The organism is Streptomyces pseudogriseolus, from assembly GCA_002154585.1.
GTDB classification, from domain to species: domain Bacteria; phylum Actinomycetota; class Actinomycetes; order Streptomycetales; family Streptomycetaceae; genus Streptomyces; species Streptomyces pseudogriseolus.
Window position 1 is genome coordinate 1 of record MUNG01000490.1, and the last position, 11,108, is coordinate 11,108.

Sequence of the window (11,108 nt, forward strand, 5' to 3'; positions counted from 1 at the left end):
CCCCGGATCCCCGGCGGCCGGGACCGTCCCGGTGACGTGCGAGACTGGCCGGTGTGAGCGCGAACGTGAGCCCGACGGGCAGCCAGCCGACCTCGACGTACGACAGTGCCTTCCTCAAGGCGTGCCGGCGTGAGCCGGTGCCGCACACCCCGGTGTGGTTCATGCGGCAGGCCGGGCGCTCCCTGCCGGAGTACCGGAAGGTGCGCGAGGGCATCGGCATGCTCGACTCCTGCATGCGCCCCGACCTGGTCACCGAGATCACGCTCCAGCCGGTGCGCCGTCACCAGGTCGACGCGGCCATCTACTTCAGCGACATCGTCGTGCCCCTCAAGGCCATCGGCGTCGACCTCGACATCAAGCCGGGCGTCGGCCCGGTCGTCGAGCAGCCGGTGCGCACCCGTGCCGACCTCGACCGGCTGCGCGACCTGACCCCCGAGGACGTCCCCTACGTCACCGAGGCGATCGGGATGCTGACCCGGGAGCTGGGCACCACCCCGCTGATCGGCTTCGCGGGCGCCCCCTTCACCCTCGCCAGCTACCTCGTCGAGGGCGGCCCGTCCCGCACGTACGAGAACGCCAAGGCGATGATGTACGGCGACCCGGAGCTGTGGGCGGACCTGCTGGACCGGCTCGCGGACATCACGGCCGCCTTCCTGAAGGTGCAGATCGAGGCGGGCGCCTCGGCGGTCCAGCTCTTCGACTCCTGGGCCGGCGCGCTCGCCCCCGCCGACTACCGCCGCTCGGTGCTGCCCGCGTCGGCGAAGGTGTTCGACGCCGTGGCCTCCTACGGGGTGCCGCGCATCCACTTCGGCGTCGGCACCGGTGAGCTGCTCGGGCTCATGGGCGAGGCCGGCGCGGACGTCGTCGGCGTCGACTGGCGCGTCCCGCTGGACGAGGCCGCCCGTCGCGTGGGCCCCGGCAAGGCGCTCCAGGGCAACCTGGACCCGACCGTGCTGTTCGCCGGCCGCGAGGCCGTCGAGACCAAGGCCCAGGAGGTCCTGGACGCGGCCGCCGGCCTGGAGGGCCACGTCTTCAACCTCGGCCACGGCGTGATGCCGTCCACCGACCCGGACGCCCTGACGCGGCTGGTGGAGTACGTCCACACGGCGAGCGCGCGCTGACCGGCCGACCGTCCAGGGGGCGGCCGGCGTACGTCAGCCGTCCTGCGCCGGCGTGTACGCGAACCAGTCGAAGGCGACCGCCCCCTCCGTGGCGTACATGCCGATGACGCGGCCGGTGAAGCCGCCGGCGACCTCGGTGGACAGGTAGCGCCCGTCCAGCTCGGCGAGCGGGTGGGCGCCCGGCGCCTCGGGGTCGCCCAGCCAGAACGCGAGGGTGTCCGGGCCGGTGGTGTGGCCGCCGGTGAGCAGGGGCGACGCGGGCACCAGGTCCGAGGTGCGGACGGTCACGCCGAGGGTCAGCGGACCGGGCGGGGCGAGCCGCTGGGCCACGGTCTGGCTGAGCGGCCCGATCCGGGCGACGACCCGTACCTCCCCGTCGCCAACCTCCACCTCGTAATGGTGGGCCTCGTCCAGCCGTACGCACAGACCGCCGCGTCCCGTGCCCGGGTCGACCAGGGCGGTGACGCGGCACTCGTGGTGCTGCTGGCGGCGCCCGACGAACGTGTACCCGGGGGTGTCCAGGGTCGGCCCGGTGGCGTGCAGCACCAGCGAGCCGGGGCGCTCGGTCAGCGACCAGGAGCCCTCCGGGCGGGCGAACGGCGAGATCCAGTGCGGTGCGAGGGCGGTCCCGTCGAAGTCGTCGCGGGCGGGCGGGGCCGGTACGGGATGCCAGGCGCCGCCCGGCGCACGGTGACGCTCGGGCACGGGGGCCACGACCGGCCAGCCGTCCTCGTCCCACTCCACGGGCGTCAGGAACGTCTCCCGGCCCAGGACGTGCACGTCGGGCGTGAACCCGCGCGGGCGGACGCCGAGCAGCACCATCCACCAGCCGCCGTCGGGCGCCTGGACCAGGTCGGCGTGGCCGGTGTTCTGGATCGGGCGGCCGGTGCCGCTGTGCGACAGCAGCGGGTTGCCGGGCGCGCCCTCCCAGGGGCCGCGCGGGGAGCGGGCACGCGCCACCGACACCGCGTGGCCGCGTTCCGTGCCGCCCTCGGCGATCAGCAGGTACCACCAGTCGCCGACGCGCAGGAGGTGCGGCGCCTCCGGGTACTTCAGGCCGCTGCCCGACCAGGTGGGGAAGGGCCCCTCCAGCACCGTGCCCTCGACGGGGTCGATCCGCGCCAGGTTGATGCCGCCCGCCGGACCGGAGAAGGCGCACCAGCAGGCGCCGTCCTCCTCCCACGCCAGGTCGGGGTCGATCCCCTCCACGTCGATCCACACCGGGTCGCTCCACGGGCCCTCGGGCCGCTCGGCCCGCACCACGAAGTTGCCGCCGCCGTCGACGTTGGTGTCGACGACCCAGAAGAAGCCGTCGTGATGGCGGATGGTGGGGGCGTAGAGACCGCCGGACGCCTTCGAGCCGGGGAGCGGCAGCGGCAGCTGAGACGGGCGGTCGAGCACGTTGCCGATCTGCTCCCAGTGCACGAGGTCCCGGCTGTGGAAGAGCGGCAGTCCGGGGAAGTACTCGAAGCTGGAGCACACCAGGTAGTAGTCGTCACCGACCCGGCACACGCTCGGATCGGGATGGAAACCGCTGATCACCGGATTGTCGTACGTGTGGTCGAACACGGTTCTCCCCTTCGAACGGCGGTCGCTGCGGGGAGTCTAGGCGCGCGGACGATCAAGCGGCAGGCCTGCCGCGCACGGAGTGCCCGCTACCGGCCGGGACGCGCCCGTCTGCCGAAGAGGATGCCGCGCGGCTCGGGCGGCGGGGGAGTGCCCGGCTTCAGCGGCCACGCCAGCAGCATGCCGACCACGAAACCCACCACGTGCGCCGCGTACGCCACCGTGCCCGCGTCCGTCACGCCCTGGCCTGCCGAGTACACCGCCTGGAGGACGAACCACAGGCCCAGCACGATCCACGCGGGCAGCCGCAGCGGCAGGAAGATCAGGAACGGCACCAGCACCCAGACCCGCGCCCGCGGATAGAGGACCAGATACGCGCCCAGCACGCCGGCGATCGCCCCCGACGCGCCGATCAGCGGCTCGCCCGAGCTGCCGTCCAGCACCGCGAAGCCGTACGCGGCCGCGTAGCCGCAGACCAGGTAGAACAGCAGGAAGCGGAGGTGGCCCATGCGGTCCTCGACGTTGTTGCCGAAGATCCACAGGAACAGCATGTTGCCCAGCAGGTGCAGCCAGCCGCCGTGCAGGAACATCGCCGTCAGCACGCTCAGTTCGGGCGACTTGTCGTAGCGCGGCGGGCCGATCACGCAGCCCGCGCCCTGCGGGCCCACGCCGGTGGCGCCGGTCGGCACCAGGCTCGGCATCTGGTGGTGGATCAGCTCCCTCGGCACCACCGCCCACCGCTCCAGGAACGCCTGGAGGTGGCACAGCTCCGCCAGGCTGCCGCCGCCCCCGGTCAGGGAGCCGACGACGCCGGGCGTGAGCGCCACGAAGACCACGATGTTCGCGACGAGCAGCGCGTACGTCACCCAGGGGGTGCGCCGCGCGGGGTTCACGTCATGGACGGGGATGACCACATCCCACATGTGCCCGGACCGCCGCCGGTGAATCAGCGGGCCCCTGAACGCCGCCCGTCCGCCGCGCGTATGTCTCCACAACCGCCCGCGGCGCGGGGAAGGCGCCGCGGGGTCGACGTGAGGACACAGGCGATGAACGACCGAGTGACCGTCCCCGTGCACGCGCTGCCCGACGGCGAGGCCGAGCTGACGCTCGTGGTCCGCCTCCCCTGGGAGGACGTCGCCCGGCTCGGCCAGGAGGCGGGGCGGCTCGCCTCGCAGATGCAGCGTCCTGTGACGCTGGACGAGGCGGTCGGCCACCGCCTGCGGTCCGTGCGCGCCGGCGCCGCGCACGCCCGGCCCGCCGGCGAACAGCCGCCCGCCGTCCCCCCGTCCACCGCCTCCACGCCGGCGTCCGGCTCGGTCTCCTCCCTGCCGTCCCGCCCCCCGGCGGAACAGGCCCGCCAGGCGATTGAACGGATCAACGGGACGGCGTAGCGCCGTCCCGCCGAGGGGTGCGTGTGCCGCGGGGCGCGGCGGTCGTGCGCGGGGGCGCGGAAGACGCGGGGCGCGTCGGGTCCGACTCGCCTGCCGCGCCCGGGTTTCCGTGCCGTCGAGGGCGAGCCCACGCCCACATAAGCCGTGCCGGCGTCGGGACGCCGTGACGCCGTCCCGCCGAGGGGTGCGTGTGCCGCGGGGCGCGGCGGTCGTGCGCGGGGGCGCGGAAGACGCGGGGCGCGTCGGGTCCGACTCGCCTGCCGGGCCCGGGTTTCCGTGCCGTCGAGGGCGAGCCCACACCCACATAAGCCGTGCCGGCGTCGGCGGCGTGTGTCGGGGCTCGTCGGGCGGCAGCCGGCGTGGGTGACCGTCGGCAGGCGGGCCGCCCCGTCGTGAGCCGGCATCGCCCCGTCGGTCGTACCGGCGGGACGGTCGTGGTCACCGGGATGCGGTGATCCTCGTCGCCGCCTTCCGTGCCGCCACCTGTACCGGGTCCCACACCGGGGAGAACGGCGGGGCGTAGCCCAGGTCCAGGGCCGCGACCTGGTGGACCGTCATGCCCGCGGTGAGGGCGACCGCCGCGATGTCCACGCGCTTGCCCGCGCCCTCGCGGCCGACGATCTGGACGCCGAGGAGGCGGCCCGTGCCCAGTTCCGCCAGCATCTTCACCGTCATGGGGGCGGCGTTCGGGTAGTAGCCGGCGCGGCTGGTCGACTCGATCGTCACCGCCTCGAACCGCAGGCCCACCCGGTGGGCGTCCTTCTCGCGCAGGCCGGTGCGCGCGATCTCCAGGTCGCACACCTTGCTGACCGCCGTGCCGACCACGCCCGGGAAGGTCGCGTAGCCGCCGCCGGCGTTCGTGCCGATGATCTGGCCGTGCTTGTTGGCGTGGGTGCCGAGCGGGATGTGCCGCAGCTGCCCGGAGACCAGGTCGAGGACCTCCACGCAGTCGCCGCCCGCCCACACGTTCTCCTGGCCGCACACCCGCAGCGACCGGTCGGTGAGCAGCCCGCCGTGGTCGCCCAGCGGCAGCCCGGCGTCCCGCGCGAGGGTGTTCTCGGGGCGTACGCCGATGCCCAGGACGACCACGTCGGCGGGGTACTCGGCGTCCGCGGTGGCGACCGCGCGCACCCGGCCGTCGGCGCCGGTCGGCAGCGCCGTCACCTCCGCGTCGTCGACCATCGTGATGCCCAGGCCGGTCATGGCCTCGCGCACCAGCCGGCCCATGTCGGGGTCGAGCGTCGCCATCGGCTCCCGGCCCCGGTTGACGACCGTCACCTCGTAGCCGCGGTTGATCAGCGCCTCGGCCATCTCCACGCCGATGTAGCCCGCCCCCACGACCACCGCGCGGCGCCCTCCCGTGCGGGCCAGCGTGTCCAGCAGCGCCTGCCCGTCGTCCAGGGTCTGCACCCCGTGCACGCCCGGCGCGTCGATCCCGGGCAGGTCCGGGCGGACCGGCCGCGCACCGGTCGCGATCACCAGCTTGTCGTACGACGTCCACGCCTCGGCGCCGGACTCCAGGTCACGGGCGCGCACCCGCCCCCGGTCCACGTCGATCTCCGTGACCTCGGTGCGCAGCCGCACGTCGATGTCCCGCGCCCGGTGTTCCTCGGGGGTACGGGCGATCAGCCGGTCCCGGTCGTCGACGTCGCCGCCCACCCAGTAGGGGATGCCGCAGGCGGAGTAGGAGGTGAAGTGGCCGCGTTCGAACGCCACGATCTCCAGCTCGTCCGGGCCCTTCATCCGCCGCGCCTGCGACGCCGCGGACATCCCCGCGGCGTCGCCGCCGATCACGACCAGCCGTTCTCTCGCCCCGCGCGCAGCGCTCGTGTTCATGCGGCCCACGCTACGGGGAGGGACGGAGGCGGGGGACGAGAGGTCCCTCAGGCGTCGTCGCTCCCGGCGTCCGTGGCGCGCTCCGGGACGGACGCACCACGCCCCGCTCCCTGTTCGTACCCCGCGACCGGCGGGGCCACGGGCAGCGTGCCGGTGCCCGTGCCCGGGCCGCCGCCCGTCGCGGCCCCCGGCTGCCGCGGGCGGCGCGGCAGCCGGGGGCCGACCAGCTTCCGCCACCCCAGGACGGCCACCGCCGCCACCACCGCGAACGGCAGGACCGCGCCGAGCGCCACCGTCAGCCAGCGCAGCAGCGTCAGGAAGACGCCCCAGCCGCCCGCGAGCGCGTCCAGGAACCCCGGGTCGTCGTCCCCCTTCTCCGCCGCCTTCCGCACCGGCGTCTCGGACAGCGTGAGGGTGATCGTGGCGAGGCTCGTGCGGTCCTTCAGGGACGCCTGCTGGGCGAGCAGCGACTCCAGGTCCGCCTGGCGGCTGCTCAGTTCGCCCTCCAGCGTCACCACGTCGCTGAGCCGCGTCGCCCGGTCCATCAGCTCGCGGATCCGCGCCACGCTCGCCCGCTGCGACCGGATCCGGCTCTCCACGTCGACCACCTGGCCGGTGACGTCCTCCGCGTTCGCGCTGCGCTCGATCAGCGTGCCCGTGCCCTCCAGGTTCGCCAGCACCTCCTCGTACGCGTCGACGGGGACGCGCAGGACGACACGGGTGAGCTCGTGACCCCGGCCGTCCCGGCGGGTGGTCTCGTCGCCGACGTAGCCGCCCGCGTTCACGGCCGCGGTGCGGGCCTCGTCGAGCGCCGTCGGCACGTCCTTGACGCGCACCGTCAGGGAGGCGGTGCGGATGATGTGCTCCGCCGCCACCCGGGGCGCGGACGGCACGGCGGACCGCGACCGGTCCGCCGCCCCGCCGGGCGCGCCCTGGTCCGCGGACCCCGGCGCCGCCTCCGCGGGCGCCCTCTCGTCCGCCGCCACCCCCTTCCCTCCCGCGGCCTTGCTGTCGGTGCTGTCGCCGCTGTCGCCGCCGGCACCGCACCCGGTGACCGCGAGGGCGGCCGCCAGCAGGGCCCCGGCGAGGGCGTGGGCGGATCGTACGGATCGTCGTGTGCGCATGCGGGGCTCCCCCTCGTGTCCTGACGGCTGACGCTCCTCCGACGCCGGGAGGGGACCGGGCGTTCGGGCCGGACGGTCGCGATGGGGTCACGGTAGGGACTCGACGGGGCCACACGGCCCTGGCGGGCCGGCGGGCGGCGTCTGAGAGGGTGGAGGGCATGAGCGGATCACACACGGACGGCGGCCGGCACGCCGTCGTCGTCGGAGCGGGCATCGCCGGACTGGCCGCCGCGCACCGGCTGCTGGAGCACGGGGCGCGGGTCACCGTGCTGGAGGCCTCGGAACGGGTCGGCGGCAAACTGCTGCCCGGCGAGATCGCCGGCGCCCGCGTCGACCTCGGCGCCGAGTCGCTGCTGGCCCGCCGGCCCGAGGCGGTCGGACTCGCCCGCGCGGTGGGCCTGGCCGACCGGCTCCAGCCGCCCGCCACCGCCTCCGCCGCGCTGTGGACCCGCGGCGCGCTGCGCCCCATGCCGAAGGGGCACGTCATGGGCGTCCCCGGCACCGCCGCCGCCCTCGCCGGGGTGCTGTCCGACGAAGGGCTGGCCCGGATCGAACGGGACGCGGAACTGCCGCCCACCGAGGTCGGCGACGACGTCGCCATCGGCGCGTACGTCGCCGAGCGGCTCGGCCGGGAGGTCGTCGACCGGCTGGTGGAGCCGCTGCTCGGCGGGGTGTACGCGGGGGACGCGTACCGCATCTCGATGCGCTCGGCCGTCCCGCAGCTGTTCGAGGCCGCCCGCGCGCACACCACCCTGACCGAGGCGGTCCGCGCCGTCCAGGCGAAAACGGCCGGCGCACCGCAGGCCGGGCCCGTCTTCACGGGCGTCGCGGGCGGCGTGGGCACCCTGCCGCTCGCGGTCGCCGACTCCCTGCGCTCCCGCGGCGTCCGCGTCCTCACCGGCACCCCGGTCACCGCACTGCGCCGCGACCCCGACGACGGCTGGCGGCTCGTCGCCGGCGGCGAGGTGCTGCACGCCGACGCCGTCGTCGTCGCCGTGCCCGCACCGGCCGCCGCCGGTCTGCTGCGCGCCGAGGCGCCGGGCGCCGCCGCCGAGCTGTCCGCCGTCGAGTACGCCTCGATGGCTCTGATCACCCTCGCCTACCGGCGCGACGAGGCGCGGCTGCCCGAGGGCAGCGGGTTCCTGGTGCCGCCCGTGGACGGCCGCACGATCAAGGCGGCCACGTTCGCGTCCCGCAAGTGGGGCTGGATCGCCGAGGAGAACCCGGACCTGGCCGTCGTGCGTACCTCCGTGGGCCGCCACGGCGAGACGGAGGTGCTGCACCGCGACGACGACGAGCTGGTGGAGCTGTCCCGGCACGACCTGAAGGCGGCCACCGGCCTGGACGCCGCCCCGGTCGCCGCCCGCGTGACCCGCTGGGACGACGGCCTGCCGCAGTACCCGGTCGGCCACCACGCGCGCGTGGCCCGCGTCCGCGAGCACCTCGCGGGCCTGTCCGGGCTGGCCGTCTGCGGCGCCGCGTACGACGGCGTCGGCGTCCCCGCCTGCATCGCGAGCGCCTACGCCGCCGCCGATCAGATCAGCGGTGACCTGCGCGGTGTGGAGGAGCTCACCGCGCACCCGGTGCAAAGCCTTCACGGAGGAGCGGGAGAATGAGGGACATGAGTGACGACGCCACCCCCGACCGGATCCCCAACAAGGGCAAGCTGGCCAAGGACCTCAACGAGGTCATCCGCTACACCCTGTGGTCCGTGTTCAAGCTGAAGGACGTCCTGCCGGAGGACCGCGCCGGCTACGCCGAGGAGGTCCAGGAGCTGTTCGACCAGCTCGCCGCCAAGGACGTCACGATCCGCGGCACCTACGACGTGTCGGGCCTGCGCGCGGACGCCGACCTCATGATCTGGTGGCACGCCGAGACCGCCGACCAGCTGCAGGAGGCCTACAACCTCTTCCGCCGCACCCGCCTGGGCCGCGCCCTCGAGCCGGTCTGGTCGAACATGGCGCTGCACCGCCCCGCCGAGTTCAACCGCTCGCACATCCCGGCGTTCCTCGCCGACGAGACGCCCCGCAACTACGTGAGCGTCTACCCGTTCGTGCGCTCCTACGACTGGTACCTGCTGCCGGACGAGGACCGGCGCCGGATGCTCGCGGACCACGGCAAGATGGCCCGCGGCTACCCGGACGTGCGCGCCAACACGGTCGCCTCGTTCTCCCTCGGCGACTACGAGTGGATCCTCGCCTTCGAGGCCGACGAGCTGTACCGCATCGTCGACCTGATGCGTCACCTGCGCGGCTCGGAGGCGCGGATGCACGTCCGTGAGGAGGTCCCGTTCTTCACGGGCCGCCGCAAGGACGTCGCCGAGCTGGTCGCCGGTCTGGCCTGACGCCGCTCAGGTCGCGGGCGCCGTGGGTTCGGGCGCCGGGTGAGGTGCGCAGGACGCGCGCCGCCCCGGCACCCGGCCCTCCAGCAGATACGCCGTCAGATACGCGTTCACGCACGCGTTGGCGCCGCCCGCGAGGCCGTGGCTGCCGGCGTCGCGCTCCGTCACCAGCGCCGACCCGGCCAGCCGCCGGTGCAGCTCCAGCGCCCCGTCGTACGGGGTGGCCGCGTCCCGTTCGGCCGCCAGGATCAGCGTGGGCGGCAGGGCGCCCGCGCCGGCGCGCACGTCCAGCGGGTGCTGCCTCGGCGCCGGCCAGAAGGCACAGGGCAGGTTGGTCCACACGTTGTCCCACGTCTCGAACGGCGCCCGGCGCGCCAGCCGCGTGTTGTCCCGGTCCCATACCGCGAAGTCCGCCGGCCAGGGCGCGTCGTTGCACTCCACCGCCAGATACACCGCGCGCGTGTTCTCCGCCTCCGCCGCCGCCTCGGGGTGCTCCTCCGCCTGCTCCACCAGCGGCCCCGGATCGCCCTTCAGATACGCCGACAGGGCGTGCGCGCGCTGCGGCCAGTGGTCGTCGTAGTACGCCGCCTTCAGCATCGCCGCGTGCAGCTGCGCCGGTCCGACCTTCCCGCCCGCAGGCGTCCGCGCCAGCCGCTCCCGCACCAGGTCGTAGCTGTCCCGCACCTCGCCCGGGGTGCCGCCCAGCCCGTACACGCCGTGGTGGCGGGCGACCCAGGCGCGGAAGTCCGCCCAGCGGTCCTCGAACGCGGCCGACTGGGCCAGGTTGTTGCGGTACCAGATCCGCTCCGGGGCCGGGTTCACCGCCGAGTCGAACACCATCCGCCGTACGTGCGAGGGGAACAGCGTCGCGTACAGCGCCCCGATGTACGTGCCGTACGACGACCCGAGGAACGTCAGCCGGGTCTCGCCCAGCGCGGCGCGCAGCACGTCCAGGTCGCGGGCGTTGTTCAGCGAGGTGTAGTGCCGCAGCGCGTCGCCGGACCGCTCGGCGCACCCTCGCGCGTACGCCTCGGCGCGGGCCGCGCGCTCCCGCTTGACCCGCGCCGAGGGGTGCTGGGGCGCCGGCGCGGGACCCTGCTGGAAGGTCTTCGGGTCGGTGCACGACAGCGGGGCGGACCGGCCCACCCCACGCGGCGCGTAGCCGACCAGGTCGTACGCGGCGGCGAGCCGCTTCCAGTCCGGCGCCATGCCCAGCATCGGGAAGTACATGCCGCTGACGCCCGGCCCGCCCGGGTTGTCGACCAGGGACCCCTGGCGGGGCACCGCGCGCCCGGTCGCGGGGTCCTGTCCGGTGGCCCGGGAACGGCTGACGGTGAGCGGGATCCGCTCGCCGTCCGGGCGGGCGTAGTCGAGCGGGACGCGCAGGGTGCCGCNNNCGGACGCGGGCGCGGACGCGGGGGTCCGGGCGGCCGATGCCGGGGTGGCGAGGAGCAAGGACCCGGCGGCCACGAGGGCGGCGGCGGTTCTCATCGGTGAGGTGATCCCTTCGGTGCACTGCGGCGACAAAAGGGATGTTTTCGGTACGCGGGGTGCCGGGCAAGAACCGCCCGCCGGGTGTCGGCGGCCGGTTCACCACTCCGGGCGCGGCTCCCGGTGCGCGAAGGCCGCGCGCACCTGCGGCTCGTCCACCGCGTGCACCCCGCGCACCGCGACACAGGTGAGATACGCGCGGTCCTCGTCGGTGTCGCCGTCCGCCGCCCGGCGTACG

General features: G+C 75.1%; 9 protein-coding genes and 1 pseudogene. 4 read left to right on the forward strand and 6 right to left on the reverse strand.

Features of this window, described 5'->3' with window-relative positions; genetic code table 11:
- Positions 1 to 53: 53 nt before the first annotated feature.
- The gene (gene hemE / locus CCN29_RS31590) at positions 54 to 1,121 is read left to right on the forward strand and encodes a uroporphyrinogen decarboxylase (protein ID WP_006130495.1); all 1,068 of its coding nucleotides are present in this window, start codon (positions 54 to 56) and stop codon (positions 1,119 to 1,121) included.
- A gap of 33 nt (positions 1,122 to 1,154) precedes the next feature.
- Here hemE and CCN29_RS31595 read toward each other — a convergent pair whose 3' ends face one another.
- Complete coding sequence (locus CCN29_RS31595) at positions 1,155 to 2,690, reverse strand: glycoside hydrolase family 43 protein (protein WP_031062414.1); 1,536 nt, start codon at positions 2,688 to 2,690, stop codon at positions 1,155 to 1,157.
- 86 nt (positions 2,691 to 2,776) lie between these two features.
- Complete coding sequence (locus CCN29_RS31600) at positions 2,777 to 3,601, reverse strand: rhomboid family intramembrane serine protease (RefSeq protein WP_031020308.1); 825 nt, start codon at positions 3,599 to 3,601, stop codon at positions 2,777 to 2,779.
- Positions 3,602 to 3,733: 132 nt separating this feature from the next.
- On the opposite strand from CCN29_RS31600, the gene CCN29_RS31605 reads away from it, so the two are divergent.
- Positions 3,734 to 4,078, forward strand: a complete 345-nt coding sequence (locus CCN29_RS31605) for a hypothetical protein (RefSeq protein ID WP_006130498.1) — start codon at positions 3,734 to 3,736, stop codon at positions 4,076 to 4,078.
- 438 nt (positions 4,079 to 4,516) lie between these two features.
- On the opposite strand, the gene CCN29_RS31610 is transcribed toward CCN29_RS31605, so the two are convergent.
- Positions 4,517 to 5,914 carry an FAD-dependent oxidoreductase gene (locus tag CCN29_RS31610; protein WP_086685982.1) on the reverse strand — a complete coding sequence of 466 codons (1,398 nt, stop codon included), beginning with the start codon at positions 5,912 to 5,914 and terminating at the stop codon, positions 4,517 to 4,519.
- A 47-nt stretch (positions 5,915 to 5,961) separates the two neighbouring features.
- Positions 5,962 to 7,038, reverse strand: coding sequence for a DUF4349 domain-containing protein (locus CCN29_RS31615; protein WP_086685974.1), 1,077 nt, complete (start codon positions 7,036 to 7,038; stop codon positions 5,962 to 5,964).
- A 158-nt stretch (positions 7,039 to 7,196) separates the two neighbouring features.
- Here CCN29_RS31615 and hemG point away from each other — a divergent pair, with 158 nt between their 5' ends.
- Complete coding sequence (gene hemG / locus CCN29_RS31620) at positions 7,197 to 8,654, forward strand: protoporphyrinogen oxidase (protein ID WP_086685976.1); 1,458 nt, start codon at positions 7,197 to 7,199, stop codon at positions 8,652 to 8,654.
- Between the two features lie 5 nt (positions 8,655 to 8,659).
- Positions 8,660 to 9,382 carry a hydrogen peroxide-dependent heme synthase gene (hemQ, locus tag CCN29_RS31625; protein ID WP_086685978.1) on the forward strand — a complete coding sequence of 241 codons (723 nt, stop codon included), beginning with the start codon at positions 8,660 to 8,662 and terminating at the stop codon, positions 9,380 to 9,382.
- Positions 9,383 to 9,388: 6 nt separating this feature from the next.
- On the opposite strand, the gene CCN29_RS31630 is transcribed toward hemQ, so the two are convergent.
- Together CCN29_RS31630 and CCN29_RS35145 are read right to left on the reverse strand one after the other, a co-directional pair.
- A complete protein-coding gene (locus CCN29_RS31630; RefSeq protein ID WP_086685980.1) occupies positions 9,389 to 10,870 on the reverse strand; it encodes an alpha/beta hydrolase in 1,482 nt (493 codons plus the stop codon).
- A 99-nt stretch (positions 10,871 to 10,969) separates the two neighbouring features.
- Positions 10,970 to 11,108: pseudogene (locus CCN29_RS35145) on the reverse strand (TIGR04222 domain-containing membrane protein); the annotation flags it as partial.

What these genes read in the sequence shown, in the direction of transcription:
- CCN29_RS31605 (WP_006130498.1), top strand. Translation starts at nt 3,734, where the DNA reads ATGAACGACCGAGTGACCGTCCCCGTGCACGCGCTGCCCGACGGCGAG.
- CCN29_RS31610 (WP_086685982.1), bottom strand. Translation starts at nt 5,914, where the DNA reads ATGAACACGAGCGCTGCGCGCGGGGCGAGAGAACGGCTGGTCGTGATC.
- CCN29_RS31615 (WP_086685974.1), bottom strand. Translation starts at nt 7,038, where the DNA reads ATGCGCACACGACGATCCGTACGATCCGCCCACGCCCTCGCCGGGGCC.
- hemG (WP_086685976.1), top strand. Translation starts at nt 7,197, where the DNA reads ATGAGCGGATCACACACGGACGGCGGCCGGCACGCCGTCGTCGTCGGA.
- hemQ (WP_086685978.1), top strand. Translation starts at nt 8,660, where the DNA reads ATGAGTGACGACGCCACCCCCGACCGGATCCCCAACAAGGGCAAGCTG.